Genomic DNA, 24,797 nt, shown 5'->3' with positions numbered 1-24,797 from the left:
AAGATTTAATTAATTGCCTTTTATTCTTGTTGATTAATTAAAAAAAGTGCTATAATCGGTGTGTTTTTATTTATTATTTGACAATTAACAGCCATTATTGTATACTTAAGATAAACAAAGGGTAAGAAAAAATTTTTTGTTGTATTAATTAAAAGGTTTAATCAATTAGTGAAAAAATTTTAAAGAGGGAGGAATAGTTAATGAAAAAAATAGGCTTTATTGGTTTAGGGATTATGGGAGAATCAATGTGTGCTAATATTTTGAAAAAAAGAGATGAAAAAGTAATTGTTTTTGATATTAAGGAAGAAAAAATTAAACGATTAGTTCAATTAGGTGCTATTGCTGCTAGTTCAGCTAAAGAAGTAGGAGAAAAGGCTGACGTTATTATTTCTATGGTGCCTAAAAGTGAACATGTTAAAGCAGTAGGTCAAGAGTTATTGCCAGTATTATCTGCGAATAAAATTTGGATAGACATGAGCACGATTAAACCTGCTGTGTCTAAAGAATTGGCTGCTAAAGTACGGGAAACAGGGGCAGTTATGATTGATGCTCCAGTGGTTAAAAGTAAGTCAGCAGCTATTGATGGAACATTAGGTATTTATGTTGGTGGGGATAAAAAAAGCTATCAAAAGATAGAAGATATTTTATTGTGTATGGGTCAGGATATTATCTATCTAGGAGATAATGGGGCAGGATTAGTAATGAAAATCTGTCATAATATGTTGGTGGGCCAAATTCAAAATGCTGTTAATGAAATGATTACTCTGGCAAATAAAGCTAATATTGAAATTGATGATTTTATTACTGCTATTTCTTATGGTGGTGGACAGAACTTTTATTTAGATACTAAAGGGAAAAATATTAAACAGCAGGATTTTACGACTGCTTTCTCAATTAAAAATATGAGTAAGGATGTTAGTATAGCTAAGGATTTGATAGAAGAATTTAATCTAACTTTACCAGGGACAGAAATAGTTCACACAATTTATCAAGAAGCTATGGAAGCTAACTATGGTAAAGAAGATTTTTCAGCAACAATCAAAGTAGTTCAAAACAGAAATTAAGAAGATGGAGAAGATCAATCAAATATTTGTAATATCATCTTCAATTATTTTATTGGGATATATACTTAAAAGAATTAGGCTATTAACTAAAGATGATGGTCAAATTTTGGTCAAATTAGTAATGAATGTAACTCTACCGGCTTTGATTATAACAGTATTTTCTAGTCTTGAACTAAGTTTAAAATTAATTTTATTACCATTAATTAATATTATTTTTGCTTTATTGGCATTACTCTTAGGAAGGTATTTGTTTAAAAAAGACCTAAGAGCTAATAAAGGGAGTCTAATTATATCTTTGCTGGGTTTTAATATTGGTTTATTTGCGTACCCTTTTGTAGAGACTATCTGGGGGAAACTAGGATTAAAGTATATAGCTATTTTTGATATGGGCAATGCATTTATTATCTTTGGTTTGACCTATATAGTTTCCAGTTTTTATGCCCCAAATAGCAAAAAACTTTTATTAAAGGAGATATTAATTATATTAATGAAATTTGTTCCATTAATGAGTTATGTATTAGCTATTTCTTTAAACCTTCTTCATCTTAGGCTTAGTGGCATTCCACTACAAATATTACAAAGGTTAGCTGTAATGAATGGGCCTTTAGTTCTATTAATTTTGGGTCTTTATTTAGAATTTTCTTTAGATAAGCTTGAATTAAAAAATATTATCAAGTCTATTAGTATTAAATATATTTTGGGATTAATAGTTGGGGGCAGTTTATATTTTTTGTTACCTTATAGTAAATTATTTAAAGGAGTTATTTTATTAGGTTTAATTATGCCTGCTGGGATGGCCATAATTCCTTATTCTATAGAGAACAAATTAAATACTAAAATAACAGGGAGTATTGTTAATATTAGCAATATCATTAGTTTTATTTTAATGTGGCTGATCTTTAAATGGATTTAATATGGAGGGAAAAAAATGAAAAAAGGGGTTAAACTAGGAGTAGTTTGCTTAGCTAGAAAAACTTTTGATTATAAAGCTGCTGAAAAAATTTATCAAGAGCTTAAAAAGGGGCTTAAAAAAATTGAAAATACAGCGTATACCTTTATAAATGATTTGGTAATCGAAGTTAAAGATGCTAAAAAAGCTGCTAATAAGTTGCTTGAGAGTAATATTGATGGACTAGTTGTTATTAGTGGGACTTTTCATTTGGGCCACTTAGTATTAGAATTGGACAAAGCAATTAGGAAACCAATTTTACTTTGGGGGTTAAATGAACTCCCTTATGATGGCGGCAAGATTCGTTTGAATTCAGTTTGTGGTGTTAATCTAGATGCCTCAAATTTATACAAAGCTGGTAATAGAAAATATCATGCTATAGTAGCTGATACTATTGAGCAAGACTGGATTGATGCGCTTAGAATCAATGCTGCTTTGGAAGAAGCTCATATTGGTATTTTGGGTTATCGGGCACAGGGATTTTTTAATTTGGCTATTGATGAGTTAAATAGTTTTAGTGAAATGGGCATGTTAATAGATCACTATGAATTAAATGAAGTAATGAATTTAGAGGTTTTAAGAGAAGACGTTGAAAAAAAAGAGCAGCAATTAAAAGAAATTTTTGATGCCTCTGGCATTACAGTAGAACAGTTAAAAGATGTTGCACGGTTAGTTGTTAAATTACAAAAATTCGTTGATGATAATAGACTATCTGCTTTAGCAATTAGATGCTGGCCAGAATTTGCTCGAGATTTTGGCATTTCACCATGTGCAGCAATGTCTTTTTTACAGGCAGAAAATTATATCTTAGGCTGTGAAGGGGATATTGAAGGAACTATTTCCATGTTAGCTCAACAGGCTGTAGGGGCGAAGACACCATTTTTAGCTGACTTATCTCAAGTTGATTTAGAAGAAGATTATGCCTTATTATGGCACTGTGGAGTGGCACCATGTAATTTATGGGATGGCAAGTGTAATATTTCTTTAGATACTTATTTTGCTGGGGGCAGAGGTGTAACAGCTGATTTTGTAATGAAAAGTGGAGAATTTTCTGTTCTGCGCTTTGACTCTGCTCAGGGGGAATATAGGGTCTTTTTGCAAAAGGGTGAAAGTATTCCAATGGAAAAAGAATTAAAAGGGACTTATTTTAAAGCTGAGTTTGAAAAAGATATTAAAAATGTTTTAAATACAGTGATAGGTAATGGTATTGCCCATCATATTTCTGTAGTTTATGGAGATTTTATTAGACCATTTGAAATCTTTGCGCAATTAAAAGGATGGAAGGTAATCAAATAAAATTTTTTAATTTAATTAAAAATCCATACCCTCTTTTATAATTAATAATAAGTTGATATAAGATAGAGAGAGTGTTTTGAAAATAGAACTTGTTATATTATTTTTATGGAGGGGATTTAAAATGAACATTACTTATACAATTATAACTGCTGCGTTGTTTATGGCACTGGTTGCCTGGATTGCTTATCAGAAGACTAAGGGAGAAGTTTCAAGTGCAGATGGATATTTTTTAGCTGGCAGAGGTTTAACTGGTATTTTTATTGCAGGTTCGTTACTATTAACAAACTTATCCGCTGAACAGTTAATTGGCTTAAATGGTCAGTCTTATCGCTTAAATATGTCTAATATGGGCTGGGAAGTTACAGCTGGATTTGCTATTATTATCTTTGCTCTTTATTTATTACCTAAATATTTACGTGGGGCATTCACAACATTACCAGCTTTTTTAAGTGATCGTTATGATGAAGGGGTTAGAAGATTATCTGTTTATTTATTTATGCTAGGATATGTCTTTGTTACTATTCCATCAGTATTATATTCAGGGTCGTTAGCTGTATTAAAACTGTTTGATGTACCCAATATACTCAATATTTCATATAGTCAGTCAGTTTGGCTGGTGGTTTGGATTGTTGGTATTATTGGAGCAATTTATGCTATTTTTGGGGGGCTAAAAGCAGTAGCAGTTTCCGATACAATTAATGGTATTGGCTTATTAATTATTGGGATCTTAATGCCTGTATTAGGTTTCATGGCTTTAGGTGATGGGAGTATTATTTCTGGAATGAAGTATATTGCTGTTAATCATGCTGAAAAATTAAATGCCATAGGTAGGGTTACTGATTCTATTCCTTTTGGAACCCTTTTTACAGGAATGATTTATGCTAACTTATTTTATTGGGGTACCAATCAATATGTGATCCAGCGGACATTAGGTGCTAAAGACTTAGCTGAAGGACAGAAAGGAGCAATTTTTACAGGATTTTTTAAAATATTAGTGCCTTTTATGATGATGCTACCTGGAGTTATTGCTTTTCACTTGTATGGAGGCAACTTAGCATCAGTAGATTTAGCCTTTCCTACTTTAGTGAGTAATTTATTGCCAGTGGCTTTATCTGGTTTTTTCTTAGCAGTATTGTTAGGAGCAGTATTAAGTTCTTTTAACTCTTTATTAAATAGTGCAGCAACAATGTTTGTTTTAGATATTTATCAACCACATTTTAATCCGGATGCCTCTGATGAAGAACAGATTAGGGTTAGTAAATGGTTTGGTATTATAGTAGCTTTAATTTCATTTCTTGTAGCTCCAATGTTAATGAATGCCCCAGATGGAGTGTGGGATTTAATTCGTAGATTTACGGGATTCTTTAATATTCCAATTATCGTATTAGTTATGGTAGGAGTATTAACGAGGCGTGTTCCGGCTTTAGCTGCTAAGGTAGTTGTTTATTTCCATGTGATTACTTATTATTTATTAGTTTGGGGTCTAGAAGATTTAATTGGCTGGAAGGTACCGATTCACTTTGTACATGTGTATTTCATTTTATTTTGGGTTGAGGTAGGAATTATGTTAGTTATTTCTAAGTTTACACCTAAAAAGGAGGCATGGACTTATCAGAGTAAAGCCAAAGTTGATATGAAACCTTGGCGTTATTCGTTATTAATTTCAGTGTTATTAGCTTCTGCCATTGTCTTTACTTATATACTATTTTCAAAATTTGGTTTAGCATATACAGATGGGATTGTATATCCATCATTTTGGAAAATTGTTGCTATTCAAGTTATAGTTACTATTATATTAGGATATTTTAGTCTTAATAATTGGTATGAAAAATATAGTGAATATTTAATCAAGCAGCAAAAGACAGAGAATAATAATAGCACCATAGGAGAGGAGTTATAAATTATGGAATTAGTCCAGAATGAAGACAATTTTATAATTAGCTTAAAGGGGAGAGATATTATCTTCCATTCTCCTCAAAGACCTTTTATTTACCTTGGTTATGGGGAAGCCAGGATTGATATGTACCGGGGAAATTTTAAGATAGAGGATTATCTTATTAAGCGGATTCCCCTAGAAGATGCAACTATAAAAAGGCGAAGTGAAGGTTATTCAATTGCATTGAGGAGGTTTAAAGGAGATAATATTCAGATAAAATTATTGGTTAAAATGGAAAATAACCAATTAAAAATCTATTTTGAAAACCATGCGGAATCAATTAATAGGTTGTGGATTAGAATTATGGCAACAGAAAATGAAAAAGTATATGGTTGTGGTGAACAATTATCATATTTTAATCTGCGAGGTAAGAGTTTTCCTTTGTGGACTTCTGAACCAGGAGTGGGCAGAAATAAAAAAAGCTATACGACCTGGCAAGCTGATCTTAAAGATAAAGCAGGGGGAGATTATTATACAACTAATTATCCTCAACCTACTTATATATCTACTAGAAAATATTACTGCCATCTAGCAAGTACTGCTTATTTAGATTTTGATTTTAGAAATGATCAATTCCATGAATTACAGGTGTGGGATATTCCAGAGTATATAATATTTGAAACTGGGGACAGTTATTTGGAATTAGTGGAGAAATTAACTGCATTTTTAGGGAGACAGCCAAAATTACCTGATTGGATCTATAACGGTTTTATATTAGGGATTCAAGGTGGAACAGATTTTGTAATTGAGAAGGCTTATAAGTTAATTGACAAAGGTGTTGCAATTTCAGCGTTATGGTGTCAAGACTGGCAGGGGGTTAGGCATACTTCCTTTGGGAAACGGTTAATGTGGGATTGGGAATGGAATAGTGAACTCTATCCTGATTTAGATAAAAAGATTCATCAACTAAAAGAAAAAGGCATTCGCTTTATGGGCTATATTAACCCATATCTAGCCCAGGAAGGAAGATTGTATGAGCAAGCTGCTCAAGAAGGATATTTAGCCTTAAATGTTGATGGTGAAATATATTTAGTTGATTTCGGAGAGTTTTACTGTGGGGTTGTAGATTTTACTAATCAAGCTGCTGTAGAATGGTATAAAGGAGTTATTAAGGAAAATTTAATCGATTTTGGGCTAGACGGTTGGATGGCAGACTTTGGTGAGTATTTACCAGTAGACTGTCATCTTAGTAATGGCGTAAGTGCTGAAATTATGCATAATGCCTGGCCGGTTATCTGGGCTAAGCTTAACTATGATGCTGTAAAAGAGGCTGGTAAATTAGAAAAAATAGTATATTTTATGCGGGCAGGCTTTACTGGCAATCAAAAATATTGTACATTAATGTGGGCAGGGGATCAGAGTGTAAATTGGAGTTTAGATGATGGTTTGGCTTCAGTTATTCCCGGGGCATTGTCATTGGGAATGAGTGGTTGTGGTTTGCATCATAGTGATATAGGGGGTTATACCAGTTTACACGGAAATATTAGAAGTAAAGAATTATTCATGCGCTGGGCTGAAATGGCAGCCTTTACACCAGTGATGAGGTCGCATGAGGGTAATAGACCTGATGAAAACTTCCAGGTTTATGATGATGATGAAGCCATTGAACATTTAGCAAAAATGACTAAGGTCTATATTACATTAAAACCATATATTAAAGATTTAGTGGAAATTAACTCGCAAAGAGGTGTTCCTGTTCAAAGACCACTTTTTATGCATTACGAAGATGACTCTAAGACTTATGACCTGAAGTATGAATATTTATTTGGCCCAGATCTCCTGATTGCACCTGTTTATAAGGCTGGGGAAAAAAAACTGGGAGGTATATCTACCAGAGGATAATTGGGCTCATTTGTGGACAGGAGAAGAATATCAAGGAGGTATTGTGGAGATAGATGCCCCCTTAGGTTGTCCGCCAGTGTTTTATAGAAAAAATTCTGATTATGTAGAATTATTTAAGGAGCTATCAAAAATATAATGATTAATAAAATTAGAAAATTAAACCCAAAACTTGTAATTAAAAATATAGAGGATGATAGTTTTAAAAAATATGGAAAGATAATTAAAAATTATGATTTTAAAAATATTATTGATTATGTAGAAAAAAAGACTGAAATACCTAGGCAGGGAAATAAATATGAAGCTAAAATACTTGAGCTGGATAAATTAGCTATCAAAAAAAGAATAGAAGAGGATTTCTATGGTGAGATGTTAATTGAGATTGGGTACTGTAATGGGAAGAATTCTTCTTTAAATGGTCTTGAATATCATAAAGGGGCTGAAATAAATATAGCTATTACAAATTTAATTTTATTATTAGGACAGGTTCAGGATATCCAAGAGGGGACTTATGATGCTAAGCAAGTTGAAGCATTTTATCTTCCTAAAGGTACCGCTATTGAAATCTACAGCACTACTCTTCATTACGCCCCTTGTAAAGTAGAAAAAAGGGGATTCAAATCTGTAGTTATCTTACCTGCAGGTACAAATCTACCACTTAATAAGCAGGATAAGAAAAAAGATAATCAGGATTTATTATTTGCTAAAAACAAGTGGCTTTTAGTTCATCCTTCTAGAAATAACCTAGTAGAACAAGGAGCTAAAGCAGGTATTTTAGGTGAAAATATAAGAATAAAAATTAATTAGATTATCTAAAACCTATAAAGGGGGAAGTTAATTGTCTAACGAAAAAAGGATTAAAATTTATACCCAACAGGCAATTAATAGATTAAAAAAAATTACTTTTAATAAAAAAGTAATTTTAGGTTGGGATGGTTTTGTTGATAATGTTTGGCACTTAGTAGAAGAGAGAAATTCAGCTACTGATTATCAAATTATGGAGTCAATGCTAACTTTAAATCAAAGAATCAAGGAAGTAGCTGGTGGTGGTTTAAGTACTGAGATATTAAAAAAAGACCAGCGTGCTGGAGGGTTTAGTGCCAATACAGGAAGGGTGTTAGGAAAATTAGGAATAGACACTACTTTGATATCTTTGTTTGGAGATAAAAAAATAAACAAAAGATTTTCTAATTTAGTAGAAATGACAGAAGTCATTTCTTTAGGGGATCCCTGTATTGCTCATATTTTTGAATTTGCAGATGGGAAGTTAATGTTTCCTGCTAATCAAAATATAAGGAATATGGACTGGGAAAAAATAAAAAATAAAGTAGGTTTAGCTAAATTAATTGATTTGATTGAAGAGGCTGACTTAATAGGTTTAGGGTATTGGGCTAATATGCCTTATTATCATACTATCTGTAAAGGAATAAAAAAAGAGGTTGGCCCCAAGTTAAGTCGTAAATCGCGTCAATTATTTATGGATTTTGGAAATGTTAAAAAGAGGAGTGCTCAAGATTTGGCCTTTATTTGCAGTAGCTTATCTCAGCTAGAAGAATATTTCAAGCTAACACTTAGTTTTAATAGAAGTGAATTATTAGATACAGCAAAAGCTCTAGGTATTGTTACTGAGCATATAAAGATGGAGTTAGTAGAAATTTTGGATAAAGTGAGAGAAAAAACAAGGATATCTAATGTGGTAGTACATACAAATCGATTTGCTGCTAGTAGTAACCAGGAGGGTATTAAGATATTAAAGCAACCCTATTGTGAAAATCCAGTAGTCACTACTGGGGCCGGTGATACTTTTAATGGTGGCTACATTTTAGGTTTATTATGTAGTAATCAAGCTGAAGGGAGATTAGCTATTGCCAGTGGAACAGCAGGTTATTTTATTAGAAATGGTATACCACCAAGTAGAGAAGAACTAATTAGTTTTTTAATTGAATATCCATCATATTTTAATAAACAGGGGGTAGTAGAATGATTACTTTAAAAGAGATTTTAGATGATACAGAAAAAGGCTATGCCATAGGTCAATTTAATGTTCATAATTTAGAATATGTACAGGGAGTAGTAGAAGCTGCCAGAGCCACTCAGTCACCAGTAATTATAGGAATTACTGAACGACCATTAAGATATTATGGCATAAATTATTTAGTCAATACTGTTAAAGCCGCTGAAAAAAATTGTTCAGTCCCTTTGTGTTTACATTTAGATCACGGTGATAATTTAGCTGTTGTTTTTGAATGTATTGAAGCTGGTTTTTCTTCAGTTATGTATGATGGTTCTCATCTTTCCTTAGAAGATAATATCCAAAACACTAAACTGGTAGTAAAGAGAGCTAAAGAATATGGTATTTATGCTGAAGCAGAATTAGGTGAGTTACAAGGGATTGAAGATGGAAAAGAGTCGACAGGGAGTACTTTAACTGCTCCTGATGAAGCAGAATACTTTGTTAAAGAAACAGGGATTTCCGCTTTAGCTGTAGCGATTGGTACAGCCCACGGTTTTTATAGTGGAGAACCTAAATTAGATTTTGAAAGATTAAAAGCAATTAGAGATAGAGTAGATATCCCCCTTGTATTACATGGAGGCTCAGGAGTACCAGAAAAAAGTATTAAAAAAGCAATTAAAATTGGTATTTCTAAGGTAAATGTAGGGACAGAGTTAAAAGTTGCTTTTAATAATGGCATTAAATCTGTCTGGGAAGAGAATCCCGAAGAGATAGAATGTACTGTAATTATGGGGGCTGCCAGAGAAGGGGTTAAAGAAAAAGTGATTGAAAAGATTAATTTATTTCGTTCCAATTTATAAGTTGAGTTATAGAGGAAAGAACTATCAATACCCTATTCCAGAGAAAAACCCCCCGGGATAGGGTTTTTCTTTGTTGTGCGTCCAGCATGGGTGCTTTCTAGTCGGTGAAAGTCCGATACGGAGGTTGATAGTGCCAACCGTTAGCTTAAGACAAGGGTGTCTATTACAAGGCCCAAACTATCCGAAACAGACAACTTCATATGAAGGCTATTCCCAGGAGGTAAGGTTGGAAACTGGAGATAATGGGAAAGTGCAGAGTATTTCTACGGTGTTAGATGACAGAAGAAACGATGAAAGTGCATTATCAAATAATCTGATAGAAAGAATTCTTAATAGGAATCAAGCATATAAGAGAGTTGTGAGAAATAAAGGTAGCCATGGAGTTGATGGAATGAGTGTGATGATAAGCAACTATATGTCAAGAGTAAGAAAGCAGCAGAAAGAGTTATGCAAAGTGTGACTGATTTTATTGAGCGAAAGCTAAAGTAAGGTTACTGGAGAATATTCAATAGCCCCATACTTAATCGTGCTTTTACTAATCAGAGATTAAAGAAGTTAGGATACTTTAGTTTTATGGAAAGATATGCACAAGCAATTAATTCTTAATGAACCGCCAAGTGCCGAACGGTACGCTTGGTGGTGTGAGAGGACGGAAAATAAACTGATTATTTTCCTCCTAACTTAATTTTTGAAATGTTTGACAAATGCAATTTTCGGGTATATAATATTGTCATACAAACTGATAGTCATACAATACGACAAAAATACATATTGTATGGCTGTAAAAATTTATCAGAAAAGGAGAATAAAAATGAGAAAAAAAGTATTAGTGGTAACGACTTTAGCATTAATTGGGGTATTATTATTAAGCGTATGTAGTTATGCAGCATCAAATGAAGTGATATCTTTTAAAATGGTTGGTAATAATTCATCACTTCTCTCAACACAGGCAGCAAAAAAAATAGCGGCCATTATTGAAGAAAAATCTAATGGGTCGTTAAAACCAATATTGTATTTAGAAGGTCAGCTTGGAGATAATGATGAAGATTTATGTTCAGGAATTGTTGAAGGACATTATGAGATGCTATTAAATGCCGAAATGTTATTCAACTGGGCATCACCAGAATGGATGGAATTATTTAATATGGCTTTTATTTTTGATAGTCAAGAGCACCTTCAAAAGTTTTGGGAAAGTGATATGGGTGTAGATTTGGCTAATATATTATTAGAAAAGTTTAATGTAAGGGCATATATTAATGCAATTGCTTTAAGAGGGCCGAGATATTTAACAGCCAATAAAGCAGTTTATAATGTTGAAGACATAACAGGCTTAAAGCTAAGAACGCCTAATAATCCTGGTGTAATTGCTTCATGGAGAGCAACAGGTGCAAATGTTACACCAGTATCATGGGGAGAATTATTTGGAGCATTACAAACAGGAATAGTAGCAGCTCAAGAAAACCCATTGGCAAATATTGATCAGGCAGGCTTGTATCAGGTTCAAAGTCATTTAATGCAGACAGAACACCAATATACCAATTATTTTATGTATTTTAATAATAATTGGTATGAGGGCTTAAGTGATGAACATAAACAAATTATTTCAGAAGCTATTGATGAAGGTTTTGCATGGCATAATGAACAGGTAAATAAGACAGATGAAGAATTGTTAGCAAAGTTTAAAGAAAAAGGAATGATATTTATTCCTAAAGAAGAGATTGATATTGAATCTTTTAGAAAAGAAATAGTGCCTCAATTATTAAAAGAAAATGAAGATAGTTATCCTGAAGGGGCTTACGAAAGAATACAGGCTTTAAATAATTAGTATAATAAGTTGGATAAAGTTGGACCAAACTCAAATTATATTTGATTATGACTTCCTCCTAAAAATTATTTTGTTTTGATTTTATTTAATGATATTTTAAGGAGGAGGTCAATTAAATTATTCAACTTATATTTAAAAAGGAGGTCTGTAAGATGGAGAAAATTATTAAATGTATTTCAAGGTGTGCAGATTATTTAGAACAAATAGTAAAAGTGCTAACTATTTTTGTATTAGTTGTATTAATAACCATCGTATTCTTTCAGGTTTCTAGAAGAATAATAACGAGTAGATCTATTATTGAAATTGAGGAGTTTTCTATTGTATTGGCATCCTGGTTGGCTTTTTTATCAACAGCATATGCTGCTAGAAAAAAAGTTCATGTTCAAATTGATGTCTTAACAAGTAAGTTTCCTTTTACTATTAATCATTTATTGAAATTATTAATTAACATTATGATCATGATAGCATGTATTGTGCTCACAGATTATGGATTTCAATTAGCTGAAAGAAAGATGATGATTCCAATGACTGTTTTGCCATTTAAGTCAGGGTATTGGTATATATCATTTCCGATAGGTATGATATTTACAGCGTTTTTTACTTTTGACAATATACTTCAAGAATTAGTCTTATTAAAAAAGTGTAATAATTGAAAAAAAGGAGGAGAGTAATTCATGCTAATTATAATTATATTTCTTATTATGATTGCATTGGGAGTTCCAGTAGGTTTTTCAATGGTTCTAACTGCGATGACATATATTCTATCTGCAAACTCTGTTTCCTTAACATTTGTACCTCAAGCTATGGTAAGTGGAGTATCATCATATACAATGCTGGCAATACCTTTCTTTATGATTGTAGGGGAATTAATGAATAGTTCTGGAATTACAAAGAGAATTTTTAGATTTGCGAATTGTTGTGTTGGTCATATTACAGGTGGATTAGGACATGTAAATGTTTTATCAAGTATGTTGTTTGCTGGTATGTCAGGGGCAGCAGTTGCTGATTGTGCTGGTTTAGGGGCAATAGAAATAGAAGCTATGAAAAATGAAGGATTTGATGCGGATTTTTCAGTCGGCATTACAGCTGTTTCATCTATTATAGGTCCAATAATACCCCCCAGTAGTCCGATGGTTTTGTTTGGTATTGCTGCGAGCATTTCTATAGGGTCATTATTTATGGGAGGTATAAGTGTTGGAATTATTATGGGCCTTTTTATGATGATTACAGTATATTTAACAGCTAAAAATAGAAACTATCCAAAGCATAAAAGAGCAAAATTCAAAGAATTATTTGATGCATTTTTATCAGCTGTCCCTGCACTTTTATCGCCAATAATTTTGGTAGGTGGAATATTATCTGGTTTTTTTACTCCAACAGAAGCAGCAGCAGTAGCAGTGTTTTATTCATTGATTGTTGGAATTTTTATCTATAAGGAACTTAAAATAAAAGATATATTGCGGGTTTTGGTAAATGGTATTGAAAATCTTGGTTTAGTAATGTTATTAATGGCATCAGGTAAAATTTTTGCCTGGGTTTTAGGAATGGAAAAAATAACAGAACTTGCAACAAGTTTATTGTTTGGAATAACAGACAGTAATGTTATCATTTTAGTATTAATTAATATCTTACTTATTTTTATGGGGACATTTATGGAAACAAATGCAAGTATATTGATTTTAACACCTATTTTAATGCCAATTGTTAATCAAATTGGCATGCATCCTATTCAGTTTGGTGTTATAATGGTCTTTGCTTTAATGATAGGTCTATTAACACCACCAATGGCAATTACATTATTTTTAACATCAAAATTAGGCGGTATATCTTTCCAAAGAGCATTTAAAGCGGTAAAACCATACTATATAGGATTAATAATTGTTTTAATTCTTATTAATATTTTTCCACAGATAACTTTAACAATACCTAAATTATTATTAGGAAAATCATTTTAATTACATTATTTTCTTGCTATGATTTGGTGTTTTTAATATAATTTATGCAAGAAGGAAAGAAAACAAAACTTTTATCAAAATTATGTAAATATTATAGGGCTTGAAAAAAGAGGGGGTATTAATGAAACCTATTATAAAAAAAACAGCTGTTGATTTAACTGTTGAAAATTTAATTAATTATATTAAGGATGGAGAGGCCATTATTGGTGATAAGCTCCCAAGTGAAAATGAATTATGCAAACAGATGAATGTTAGCAGGACAACTATCCGGGAAGCATTTAGGGTTCTTCAATCTAAAGGCTATATTAATATTAAAACTGGGAAAGGTGCATTTGTTTTAAGTAAAAAGGAGAATTTCATGCAGGACGCAACAGAATGGATTAGAAAACATAAAATTGAAATGAGTGATTATATAGAAGTAAGAATAGCTATGGATCCGCTTTCTGCAAGATTAGCTGCTAAAAATAGGACAAAGGAAGATATCAATAGCTTGAAGGAGATGCAAGAATTATTTGTTGCAAGTGTTGAGAACTCTGATTATGAGAAAATGGCTGAACTGGATGCCAAATTTCATGAAAGAATAGCTCTGGCTTCTAACAATGATTTATTGGTTGTATTAGGTAGAATAGTAAATGATTTTTTTAAAGTATTGAGAAAAAATAGTTTTAAATTTGAAGAAAATGCAAAACATGCTATATTACCTCATCAAAAAATATTAGATTCTATTATTATCCAAGATGAAGATAAAGCTGCTAAGGAAAGCCTATTGCATATGAGGCAGGCCTTAAAAGATTTGTGTAATAATTAGCAGATAAATATATTTTTTGATATTAAATTTAGATAATGTGCTATTTAGGAGATTTAGGAGTGATGAAATGAATATAGGAGAACAATATGAAAAAGCAACACAATTAAGGGAAGATATACTTCATATGGTCTATAAGAGTCAATCAGGACATATAGGAGGGTCTTTTTCCTGTCTGGAAATATTAATGGCCCTTTATTATAATGTCATTAATGTAGATTCTAAAAATCCTCACTGGGAGGATAGAGACAGGGTTATTTTAAGTAAAGGACATGCATGTCCAGCACTTTATGCCATCCTGGCTGATTTGGGGTTTTTTAGTAGAGAAGATCTGTGGAATTTGCGACAAATAGATTCCCATTTACAGGGACACCCTGATATGAATAAGACATTAGGGGTTGATGTTAATACAGGATCTCTGGGACAGGGAGTTTCTGTTGCGGGTGGTATGGCTATGGCCGCTAAATATAAGAAAAAAAATTATCAAGTATTTGCGATTATAGGAGATGGAGAGGTTCAGGAAGGCCTGGTCTGGGAAGCAGCTATGTCTGCTGCTCATTTTCATTTAGATAACCTAACAGTAATTTTAGATTATAATGGATTACAACTTGATGGATTTAATGCTGAAATAATGGATATAAGCAATATAATGGAGAAGTATAGGGCTTTTGGTTTTGAATGTTATGAAGCTGATGGACACAATATAGAAGAAATTGTAAAGAAGGTAAAAAAACCTCATAATGGCAAACCAAAGTTCATATGCTGTCATACACATAAGGGTTACGGAGTCTCTTTTATGGAGGATAATGTTGATTGGCATGGTAAGGCACCTAATAAAAGCCAATATGTTCAAGCAATGAAAGAGCTAGGAGTGGATATTCATGAATGAACCTAAGTCTATTAGAGTTGCCTATGGAGAATCTTTGGCTGAAATTGGCAGTAAAAACAGTAAAGTAGTTGTTTTAGATGCAGATTTAGCCCATGCAACAATGACAAATATATTTTCGGAAAAGTTTCCTGAAAGGTTTTTTAATTTTGGTATTGCCGAAGCAAATATGATATGTGCTGCAGCAGGTTTTGCTCATTCTGGGTTAATACCTTTTGTTAGTACTTTTGCGTTATTTGGTGCTGGGCGGGGTTATGAGCAAATCAGGAATTCAATTGCATATGTTAATGCCAATGTAAAATTTGGTTTATCTCATTCTGGATTAACTGTAGGAGAAGATGGGGGAAGTCATCAGAGTATTGAAGACATTGCACTAATGAGAGTTATACCTAATATGACTATATTTGTACCCTGTGATCCTATTGAAACAAAAAAAGCGGTATATGCAGCAACTGAGATTAATGGTCCAGTATATATAAGGACTGCTAGACCTATTTGTAAAAATATCACAGATGAGATGACGCCGTATATCCCAGGTAAAGCAAATATATTAAAAGAAGGATCTGATATTGCCTTATTAACAACTGGTATTATGGTAAGTAAAGCCCTTGAAGCTGCTAAGGAATTAGAAAATCAGCATATTTCTACAGCTGTTGTTAATTTTCACACCATAAAACCCATTGATGAAGAATGTATTTTAGAAATGGCTAATAAGTGCAAGGCCCTGGTTTCTGTTGAGGAGCATTCTATTATCGGTGGACTTGGTTCCGCTATTGCTGAAGTTATAGCAGGAAAATCATCAATAAAATTTGCTCGCATAGGAATAAATGATAAATTTGGTAAATCAGGCAAACCAGAGCAACTGCTAAAACAATATGGTTTATCAGTTAATAATATTATTAACACCTGTAAAACTATTTTATTATAAAAGTAACGTCAGTAAAAGAGTATAACCCTATTCCAGTGGAAACTCTTGGGATAGGGTTAAAATTTTATCTTACTTTGAAAAGAGCTTGCAGATAAATTAAATATTAGGGATGAGAATGGAGAGATAGTACTGTGATTATTTAAGGGTTTTGCTTGCCGATAGGGAATTAGTAGTCAGGGATAAGCGTTTATACTAAGGGTAAAATTGCCCTGGCAGCAAATGCCCCGGTTCGTTATGATTGGGTAGAGCTTAGTATGGAAGCAGAGAAATACTAATTATTTATTAAGTAGAAGAGAGAAAAGCAAGAAAAGCTGGTAGAGGAAAGGGCTGGATTACCCCGGCTAGTTTTATGGTACAGACTGGAGATTCCTGGTTTTGGTACAGGGAAGAGTATCAGGTTTGGTGACCTGGATGGTGATGGTCAGTTAGAAATACTACTGGTCCAAAATGTCCGTAGAATAAGCTAAAATTTTTTAAAAAATGATGTTAAAAATTCTTCAGGAGTTATAACTGTTATGGTGGAGTTTGTAAAATCTTTTTTATTTCGGGTGATGATATAATCTATATTAGCACGTTCAGCACAGACATAGATTAATTCATCTTCAAAATCAATAACTTCAGGATGAAATGCTTTATAAATGTCCCTTGCGGTGACATCTATAATATCGACAAGTTTTAAGAGTATTTCCATGATAGAATATAACTTTTGCTTGTTTTTTAATCCCCTATTTAAAACATAATAGATATCTGTTACTGAATTGGCAGTTATATAGCCTCTAATTTGTTTTGTTTCCACTAAACGCAAGACTTTGGAGGAAGATTTAACAAAGGGTTCTCTGTTTTGGAAAACATCTAAAATAACATTATTATCAATGACTATCTTCATATTTTATTAGCCGCTCCTTCCTTGCATCTTCAGTGGTGTAACCATCATTAGGTATAATGCCAGTAAGTTGGCTTACTAAACTTACTTCTTCATTTTTAGGAATGCTGACTTGAGCGATGGGGGTACCATTACGAGTAATAATAATATCTTCTTTGCTGACAAGTGATAAATATTTACCTAAATTCCTTTTAAACTCTGTAGAACTTATTTGTAACACAAGTATACCTCCTTAAAAACATATTATGCACAATCTTTATTATATTATACTATATAATGTGCGATATGTAAATTTAAAATCAACATTACGGTCAAAGTATAAGTAAAAACCCCTGGAATAGAGTTTCTCTATTCTTCACTAGGATAATCATTATCTATCATAGCCTTAATCATTCTGATGATTTGTTTTACATCACTTGGATCCATATTTTTAGTTTGTTTAAATAAAAGACTGTAGGTCTTCATGCTGGGAGAGTTTATCCCAGAAAATTCCCATGAATGGACTCTTTGGGAAACAGGAATAGATAAGTATTTGTTTAAACCTGGAAAAATTATAAACCTATTGTAAGGAAATATACTTACAATAGGTTTTGTCCTGTCAGAGTTAATGGTTCCTTCCTCATTATTACAGACCCATCCAGAGGGTAACACTTATTATAGATGAAGAAGCTGCTAGTTTACTATAAAAATTATAAAAAATAGGCCCTATTCCAGTGAATTTGGGATAGGGTCTTTGTTTTTAATTAGCAGTTCATTATAAAACTGGTAGTTTTTATATTGCTGTGATAAAATAAATACTAGAAAACAGATATTTGTATAAATTAATCTATGAGGGATTAAAGTATCAAGAAAATTGCCATAAATGAGGTGGATAGCTTGAAAAAATTTAATGTAACCGGGGTTTGTATACCAGAAGAGCATTATATGGTTGATATAAGCAAGAAAATCGAAAAGATAGAAAAAATGGTAGATGAAGGCGCTTATTTTACTATTAATAGGCCCCGTCAATATGGTAAAACTACAACTATGTTTTTACTTACAAAGGCATTAACTAAGAGGTATATTGTTATTAAAACCAGTTTTGAAGGTGTTGGAGATAGTATGTTTGCAACGGAAGGGGCCTTTTGCCAGAATATTTTTCTTGTATTAGCCAGGAGTGTGAGATTTACCGATAAAGGTCTATATAATATTTTTAAAGAATATATAGATAGGACCAGGAATTTTAATGAGTTATCAAATAACTTAACAGACATAGTTGAATCTATGGATAAAGAATGTGTTCTAATTATTGATGAGGTTGATAAAAGTAGTGGCAACAGGGTTTTTATGCAGTTTTTAGCTGTTCTCAGAAATAAGTATCTGGCTATGAAAGCAGATGAGGATATTAGCTTTAAGAGTGTTATTCTGGGTGGTGTCCATGATATTAAAAATATTAAGCTTGAGGAGAAGCGAGTACAATTGCATTAGCTTTAGAAACAGATAATAATATTACAATATTAGATGATTTAAAAGCAAGGAAGCTAGCGAAAAAGTTAAATATAGAAATGACAGGTACTTTAGGAGTTATAATAAATGCTAAGAGAAAAAATATAATTACTTCTATCAAAGAAGTTTTAGAAAGGTTAAAAGACACTAATTTTAGAATATCAAAAGAATTAGAGAATGATATATTAAAGTATGATATGTAAGTTGAAACTAGATTTAGGAAATCACCCTATTCCAGTAGAAAAACCCGGGATAGGGTTTTTCTATTTGGGAAATGAATCTACTTCAGGTATTCTTCAAAAGATTTTTTTAAGTTATTGTTGAGTAGCTTTGTTTGTTTCTGTCAGCCTGTTAAAATCTAGTTAGCAGTGAATGAAGCAGGTTGTGGGTTTATCATAATATAGCTTGTAGTGCAAAAGAGTTTGCGACAATCTATATTGTCAGTTTTTTTGGCTTATAAAACAGTGAATTATTTTATTTTATGTAAATATTTTTACAATAATTGAAATTGTATTGATTGGGGAGGTGAATTAGAGTATAGTGTAGATAAACAAAAGGAGGAGTTACTATTTTATGAAAAAAAATATATTATTATTAAGCCAAAAATTTTCACAAGCTGCAGTACAATCAGTTATGTTTTTGGCAATTATGGGTATTATTCTTGCAATTGCTGTTATCATGCAACTTAGTTTTATGCCATCGTTAATAGTTTTTTTTGGTATGTTATTAAAAAAAATGATGGATGCTATGTTAAATAATTTATCTATTATATTCTGTGTTGGATTAACAACAGCATTTGCAAAAAACAAAAAGGTGGATGCAGCTATTATTAGCGTAATAGTTTACATTGTGTTCTTAGCAAGTAATAATGCTTGGCTTACTTCACAAAATATGCTAGCTAAGCCAGGAGTTATGGACTTATTTGGAACTGGACAAAATACTGTTTTAGGGTTCCAGGTAGTAGATATGAATGTATTCTTAGGAATAATATTGGGATGTATTACTGGATACATATTTAACAAATTCTCTAATGTACAGTTTGGAGATATGTTTAGGGTATATGGAGGGACAAGGTTTGTATTTATAGTCATGGTTCCAATTACTTTAATATTAGCGATTGTGCTTAGTTATGTATGGCCTGTAGTAAATTGTGGTATTAATTGCTTATCTGGTTTTATGAAAAGTGCAGGAGCATTAGGTGTATTTGTATATTCATTTGGTAATAAATTTTTAGTACCAACAGGGTTACATCATTTATTGTGGATGCCATTTTGTTTTACTGGAATTGGTGGTACTTTGAATATTGTTGGCAAGTCTGTACAAGGAGCTGTTAATATTTTTTATTCTGAAATGAGTAATAGTGCTGCTTTGACAGCTATTGATCCATCAATAAGATTTGCAACCTTTGGGTTTGCAAAAATTTTTGGAAGTATAGGTATTGTTCTTGCTATGATAAAAACTGCAAAATCCCAAAATAAAAAAGCTGTAAGGGGATTGCTTATACCTGCACTTTTCGTTGCAGTGGTAGCAGGTATTACAGAACCTCTTGATTTCACATTTCTTTTTATATCCCCATTACTTTGGGTAGTTCATGGTCTTATTACTGGTTTTTCGGAAACACTATTATGGATACTAGGGTCAAGAACGTATTCAATTTATGGCTTATTGGATACAATAGTTTGTAATTTTGTAATAAGTCCTAAGCTTTCTAAGATATATATTTTCTTTACCGTTGGTGTTATAATGGCCGCAGTATGGTATTTTGTCTTTGTTTTTTTAATTAGAAGATTAGATATTAAAACGCCTGGTAGAGAAAATTCTGTTAACGATAAGACAAACAGCCGGGCAGATGATAGTATTTCTGTAAAAACTGGTAACAGCAATCAAGATTCAGAACTATTTATTGAAGGGCTAGGTGGAGCTGAGAATATTATAGAGGTAAATAACTGTTTTACACGCTTGAGAATTGATGTAAAGGATGTCAGTAAGGTAGAAAAACAAATAATAAGTAAAGCTGAGCAAAAGGGTATCGTTATTAAAGGGAACAATGTACAAATTATTATTGGTATGGCTGTAGAAAACGCAAAAGAAAAACTTGTTAAATTATTAAATGCAAAAAGGGGTAATGTGAAATGAAAAAACATTCAATTTGTATTATTGGTGGAGGAAGCCGCTATACACCGGATATGCTTGCAATGTTATGTAATCAAAAAGAAAGATTTCTTTTGAGAAAGATTGTATTATATGATAATGAAAGTGAACGTCAAGAAGTAGTTGGACAATATGCAAAAATATTATTTAAAGAATATTATCCTGAATTAGAGGAAGTGATATGGACTACTGATGAAAAAGAGGCATTTCAGGATATAGATTTTGCTTTTATGCAAATTCGTGCAGGAAGGTTAAAAATGCGTGAAAAGGATGAAAAGATTCCCTTAAAACATGGGTGTATTGGTCAGGAGACCTGTGGTGCTGGAGGATTTGCATATGGTTTAAGGAGTGTTCCTGCTGTTATTGATTTAATAAAAAGCATTAGAATTTACTCTCCAAAATGTTGGATTTTGAATTATTCTAATCCTGCTGCAATTGTAGCAGAAGCAACGAAAAGAGTATTTCCTGGAGATTATCGCATTATTAATATTTGTGATATGCCAATTGCAATTATGGATATTTATGCAAGTGTGCTTGGAGTAAATAGAAGGGATTTCGAACCCAAATATTTTGGTTTAAATCATTTTGGATGGTTTACACATGTTTTGGACAAGAAGACAGGAAAAGATTATTTACCTAAGCTAAGAGAAATATTAAAGACTCCAGTGGATGTACAAACAGAACCTCTTTTTCAGGAGAAATCTTGGAGATTAACTTTTGAATTTATGAGCCAGATGATAAATGATTATGATGAATATTTGCCAAACACATATTTACAATATTATTTATATCCAGCTAAGATGAAGGATAAAGAAAATCAAGAGTATACAAGAGCTAATGAAGTAATGGATGGAAACGAAAAAGAAACTTATGACAGGCTACATAAAATTATATCATTAGGGAAAATGCATGGCACAGATTATGAGATTACTAGTGATGTAGGGTGTCATGCTGAATATATAGTAGATTTAGCAACCTCAATTGCTAATAACACAAACGAAATTTTCCTAATAATTACAGAAAACTATGGAGTTATTAATAATGTTTCATCTGAGATGCTGGTAGAAGTTCCATGCCGTGTTGGAAGTAATGGAGTTGAACCGTTGAGTGTAGGGAGTATACCAACGTTTTACAAGGGACTTATGGAAAATCAATATGCATATGAAAAATTAGCAGTAGATGCTTGTTTAGAAGGAAGTTATAAAAAAGCACTACAAGCACTTGTACTAAACCGTACAGTTATAAATACTGATGTTGCTAAAGAATTATTAAAAGATTTAATTGAAGCTAATAAAGGATATTGGAATGAACTTTATTAGATTTTAGACAGCGCATAGTAACATAATAAATACTTTTGATTGTTATTGAATAGGTGCAATCAAGAATGTTTTTTTATAAAAACTCATATAATACATAGAAAAAATAGGAGCATATTAAAATTTATAATAGAATGGTGGTTTGAATTTTAAGGAAACTCTAAATGATGACCTATAGACTAAATGCTAACGTAATGATATAAATGTATTTTATAAATATAGGTATTATTTTATGAGCAGAAGGTGTTTATAAATGGTAGATAATGTAACATTAACAGAACTTGAAAAAGGAATTTTAAATAAGATACAAAATCATATCAGTAAAAATGAAAAAGTTGGTATAGCTATAATAGCAAAGGAGTGTTTTGTTTCAAAGTCAGCAGTTATAAAGTTATCCAAAAAGCTTGGATATAGTGGGTATAGTGAAATGTATTATACTATTCTTGCATCCACTAATAATGCACTAAAAATAGACTTTTCTAATAATAGCAGTATATATATGAATGAGCACTTAAAAGAGGATATTAATATGCTTGTAAAAGTATTAAGAGAATTTAGAAATCAAAAAATTTATCTGGATTCATTAGGGGTTTGTGATAGTGCTAGAGAATATTACTTGCAAAAATTATTGATATTTGGTTTTAATGCAGCTAGTAGTTATCATTATGAAGCTTTTAGAAAAAGTAAATCCGGACTTTACTTTTTCTTTTCTTATTCTGGATGTAGAGCAGAGATTATTGAAAAGGTTAATGAGGCTATCAGAAATAATTTTAAGGTTGTAGTTTTTACTTCCAATAAAGATTCACCACTGGCGAAAATATCTCATATAACACTTGAAGTAGCAGGAATAAAATCAGATACAGCGTACTATTTACCAAACTTCTTTACTGCCAACCTTATAATTTTATTAGAATTGACATTGAGTGAATATTCTAGAAAATATTTATCTAATGAATGAGACTAAGCATGTGTGTTTTGTTTGCCTGAAGTTTTAAGATATCGGCTTAAATTTAGCAGATAATTATTAAAAAAGTGCCGGATGTATTTTATTAAATAGACTTGCTGAACAAGAAACAGGTATGGAATATTTTGAAACTGTTATTAGATATATTATGAACGCAAAAGAGGAGTTATCCTTAAATAAATTGAGAAAAATAGCCAAAAAAGTATCCCTTGAAAGGAGTGAAGATATTATGACTATTGCGGAGAAGCTTAGAAAAGAAGGGAAATTAGAAGGAATTATTGAAGGCATAGAAATAGCTATAGAATTAAAATATGGTAAAGAGGCTTTAATTTTAATGGATGATATTAGAAAGATTAAAGATTTATCCAGAATTAAAGGTATAAAAGAATTAATTCGAGAGAAGAATAATTTTGATGAGTTTAGAGAGGTTATTTATAAAAATTAATGCTGTTTTGATGGCTTTGAATCCTATTCCAGAGAGAAAACTCTGGGATAGGATTTCTATTTTTCAGTAGGATAATTATATCTCTCATAGCCTTAATCATTCTGATGATTTGTTTTTAATATCTTCCTCATATTCAGGAAAGGCATTTTTGATTTCTACAGTCAACCAGCCTTGCATATCTCGATCTGAATCATAGTATTTCTTTTTTAGGTAATCTAAAATCCTTATAAATTCTGGTTTATCTTTTTCTTGACGAGGGTCTAATATCTCATCTTCTCCGTCCATTTTGGATAAAAACTTATGTAGTTCCTTTTTGGCTTTCTCTGGGGATAATTTATTAACAGCTTCTTGTATAATCTCTTCAGGGGATTTTTTCATCTCCCCTTCCCCTGTCTTGATCCATTCCTCTCTTATCCCAAATTCTTTACTTAAGATATATATGAATTGATCAGAGAGATTCCCTGTTTTTTCGACTGTAGCAACTGTTGATTGTCCAATACGTAATCGTATTGCTAATTCTTTTTGAGTTAAATTATATTTTTTTCTTAAAGTTTTTAGTCTATCAATTTTTAATTTTTTGTTTTCTTCCATTATCATCACCTATAACAAATATTAATTTTCTTATTAAAATAAATCAAAAATTGATTTATTTACCTTGACAATATCAAAATCTGATAATATAATGAATATGTAATCAATTTGTAAACAGTTTATCAGAAAAAAAGGAGGTAGTAGTATAAATTATTTTCAAAAAAATAGAAATAACTCTAGTGTTCAGACACAGTAAAACCTCAATAAAAGCAAACAAAAAAATCATGTAAATTAAGATAGAAATAGCCCTAAACTCTTTCTTAATTAGAAAGGAGGTACATAATAAATTAGGGCAACGGATAGTAGTGGTTGATTATTATGTCAGTTAGCCTTCCCTGAAAATAAATTTAACATTGTCCCATAATTATGTTTATTCCGCTTGCCGTTCACTCCGCGTCCTGCTTTGTTCACTCTTACGACTTTTCATTCCGGCGTCCATGCCTCCATGAAAAGTCAAAGTCGCTCCATAAAGCATAATTATGCTGGGTGTAAAAAGACTATTTTCATTCTTCTGATGGTGCCAGATAGTGGTATGGATGTCTTGTATAACAATTATACCATATAGGCAGGTCTCTGTAAATTTGTGGTAGCTTTGTTTTTTGTAAAAAGCTGAATCTTTAAAATTGCTTTATTTTAGTGACGATTTTAAAAATGCTTCCCGGGAG

General features: G+C 31.9%; 23 protein-coding genes and 1 pseudogene. 21 read left to right on the top strand and 3 right to left on the bottom strand.

Annotation, left to right across the window (positions count from 1 at the left end):
- Window positions 1-200: 200 nt before the first annotated feature.
- From GM661_RS18295 to GM661_RS18225, 15 genes and pseudogenes are all read left to right on the top strand, one after another.
- Entirely contained in the window at window positions 201-1,064 is an 864-nt protein-coding gene (locus GM661_RS18295; RefSeq protein WP_230868095.1) for an NAD(P)-dependent oxidoreductase, read from the top strand.
- A 4-nt stretch (window positions 1,065-1,068) separates the two neighbouring features.
- On the top strand, window positions 1,069-1,977 hold the full coding sequence (locus GM661_RS18290) for an AEC family transporter (RefSeq protein WP_230868094.1): 909 nt from the start codon (window positions 1,069-1,071) through the stop codon (window positions 1,975-1,977).
- Between the two features lie 15 nt (window positions 1,978-1,992).
- Window positions 1,993-3,309 (top strand): L-fucose/L-arabinose isomerase family protein, encoded by a 1,317-nt coding sequence (locus GM661_RS18285; protein WP_230868093.1) that lies wholly within the window; start codon window positions 1,993-1,995, stop codon window positions 3,307-3,309.
- A gap of 121 nt (window positions 3,310-3,430) precedes the next feature.
- Window positions 3,431-5,209 carry a solute:sodium symporter family transporter gene (locus GM661_RS18280; RefSeq protein ID WP_230868092.1) on the top strand — a complete coding sequence of 593 codons (1,779 nt, stop codon included), beginning with the start codon at window positions 3,431-3,433 and terminating at the stop codon, window positions 5,207-5,209.
- Between the two features lie 3 nt (window positions 5,210-5,212).
- A pseudogene (locus GM661_RS18275) lies at window positions 5,213-7,223 on the top strand (alpha-glucosidase).
- On the top strand, window positions 7,223-7,891 hold the full coding sequence (locus tag GM661_RS18270) for a DUF4867 family protein (RefSeq protein WP_230868090.1): 669 nt from the start codon (window positions 7,223-7,225) through the stop codon (window positions 7,889-7,891). The pseudogene GM661_RS18275 and the gene GM661_RS18270 overlap by 1 nt, the downstream one beginning before the upstream one ends.
- 31 nt (window positions 7,892-7,922) lie before the next feature.
- On the top strand, window positions 7,923-9,068 hold the full coding sequence (locus GM661_RS18265) for a PfkB family carbohydrate kinase (protein WP_230868089.1): 1,146 nt from the start codon (window positions 7,923-7,925) through the stop codon (window positions 9,066-9,068).
- Window positions 9,065-9,898, top strand: coding sequence for a class II fructose-bisphosphate aldolase (locus GM661_RS18260; RefSeq protein ID WP_230868088.1), 834 nt, complete (start codon window positions 9,065-9,067; stop codon window positions 9,896-9,898). The genes GM661_RS18265 and GM661_RS18260 overlap by 4 nt, the downstream gene beginning before the upstream one ends.
- Before the next feature lie 226 nt (window positions 9,899-10,124).
- Window positions 10,125-10,358, top strand: coding sequence for a hypothetical protein (locus GM661_RS18255; protein WP_230868087.1), 234 nt, complete (start codon window positions 10,125-10,127; stop codon window positions 10,356-10,358).
- Between the two features lie 351 nt (window positions 10,359-10,709).
- Window positions 10,710-11,723 carry a TRAP transporter substrate-binding protein gene (locus GM661_RS18250; protein ID WP_230868086.1) on the top strand — a complete coding sequence of 338 codons (1,014 nt, stop codon included), beginning with the start codon at window positions 10,710-10,712 and terminating at the stop codon, window positions 11,721-11,723.
- Between the two features lie 152 nt (window positions 11,724-11,875).
- Entirely contained in the window at window positions 11,876-12,376 is a 501-nt protein-coding gene (locus GM661_RS18245) for a TRAP transporter small permease (RefSeq protein WP_230868085.1), read from the top strand.
- A 21-nt stretch (window positions 12,377-12,397) separates the two neighbouring features.
- A complete protein-coding gene (locus GM661_RS18240) occupies window positions 12,398-13,678 on the top strand; it encodes a TRAP transporter large permease (RefSeq protein ID WP_230868084.1) in 1,281 nt (426 codons plus the stop codon).
- A 121-nt stretch (window positions 13,679-13,799) separates the two neighbouring features.
- On the top strand, window positions 13,800-14,486 hold the full coding sequence (locus tag GM661_RS18235) for a FadR/GntR family transcriptional regulator (protein WP_230868083.1): 687 nt from the start codon (window positions 13,800-13,802) through the stop codon (window positions 14,484-14,486).
- Between the two features lie 67 nt (window positions 14,487-14,553).
- Window positions 14,554-15,372, top strand: coding sequence for a transketolase (locus tag GM661_RS18230; RefSeq protein ID WP_230868082.1), 819 nt, complete (start codon window positions 14,554-14,556; stop codon window positions 15,370-15,372).
- A complete protein-coding gene (locus GM661_RS18225) occupies window positions 15,365-16,297 on the top strand; it encodes a transketolase family protein (RefSeq protein WP_230868081.1) in 933 nt (310 codons plus the stop codon). The genes GM661_RS18230 and GM661_RS18225 overlap by 8 nt, the downstream gene beginning before the upstream one ends.
- Window positions 16,298-16,760: 463 nt before the next feature.
- Here the strand turns inward: GM661_RS18225 and GM661_RS18220 are convergent, their stop codons facing one another.
- Together GM661_RS18220 and GM661_RS18215 are read right to left on the bottom strand one after the other, a co-directional pair.
- Complete coding sequence (locus tag GM661_RS18220) at window positions 16,761-17,183, bottom strand: PIN domain-containing protein (protein WP_230868080.1); 423 nt, start codon at window positions 17,181-17,183, stop codon at window positions 16,761-16,763.
- Window positions 17,167-17,400 carry a type II toxin-antitoxin system Phd/YefM family antitoxin gene (locus GM661_RS18215; protein WP_230868079.1) on the bottom strand — a complete coding sequence of 78 codons (234 nt, stop codon included), beginning with the start codon at window positions 17,398-17,400 and terminating at the stop codon, window positions 17,167-17,169. The genes GM661_RS18220 and GM661_RS18215 overlap by 17 nt, the downstream gene beginning before the upstream one ends.
- Before the next feature lie 656 nt (window positions 17,401-18,056).
- Between GM661_RS18215 and GM661_RS18210 the strand changes: the two genes are divergently transcribed.
- The 6 genes from GM661_RS18210 (at window position 18,057) to GM661_RS18190 (ending at window position 23,541) form a co-directional block, all read left to right on the top strand.
- Entirely contained in the window at window positions 18,057-18,647 is a 591-nt protein-coding gene (locus GM661_RS18210) for an AAA family ATPase (protein ID WP_230868078.1), read from the top strand.
- A gap of 77 nt (window positions 18,648-18,724) precedes the next feature.
- On the top strand, window positions 18,725-18,868 hold the full coding sequence (locus GM661_RS19260; RefSeq protein WP_407929608.1) for a DUF3368 domain-containing protein: 144 nt from the start codon (window positions 18,725-18,727) through the stop codon (window positions 18,866-18,868).
- A 370-nt stretch (window positions 18,869-19,238) separates the two neighbouring features.
- A complete protein-coding gene (locus tag GM661_RS18205) occupies window positions 19,239-20,801 on the top strand; it encodes a PTS transporter subunit EIIC (RefSeq protein ID WP_230868077.1) in 1,563 nt (520 codons plus the stop codon).
- Window positions 20,798-22,135, top strand: a complete 1,338-nt coding sequence (locus tag GM661_RS18200; RefSeq protein WP_230868076.1) for a 6-phospho-alpha-glucosidase — start codon at window positions 20,798-20,800, stop codon at window positions 22,133-22,135. The genes GM661_RS18205 and GM661_RS18200 overlap by 4 nt, the downstream gene beginning before the upstream one ends.
- 250 nt (window positions 22,136-22,385) lie before the next feature.
- The gene (locus GM661_RS18195) at window positions 22,386-23,090 is read left to right on the top strand and encodes a MurR/RpiR family transcriptional regulator (protein ID WP_230868075.1); all 705 of its coding nucleotides are present in this window, start codon (window positions 22,386-22,388) and stop codon (window positions 23,088-23,090) included.
- Between the two features lie 187 nt (window positions 23,091-23,277).
- Window positions 23,278-23,541, top strand: coding sequence for a hypothetical protein (locus GM661_RS18190; RefSeq protein WP_230868074.1), 264 nt, complete (start codon window positions 23,278-23,280; stop codon window positions 23,539-23,541).
- 96 nt (window positions 23,542-23,637) lie between these two features.
- Here GM661_RS18190 and GM661_RS18185 read toward each other — a convergent pair whose 3' ends face one another.
- Window positions 23,638-24,132: a helix-turn-helix domain-containing protein gene (locus tag GM661_RS18185; RefSeq protein WP_230868073.1), complete on the bottom strand. Its 495-nt coding sequence runs from the start codon at window positions 24,130-24,132 to the stop codon at window positions 23,638-23,640.
- Between the last annotated feature and the right edge of the window lie 665 nt (window positions 24,133-24,797).

Origin of the sequence: Iocasia fonsfrigidae, assembly GCF_017751145.1 — a bacterium.
GTDB lineage: Bacteria > Bacillota > Halanaerobiia > Halanaerobiales > DTU029 > Iocasia > Iocasia fonsfrigidae.
This window is presented reverse-complemented; position numbering and strand designations above follow the sequence as displayed.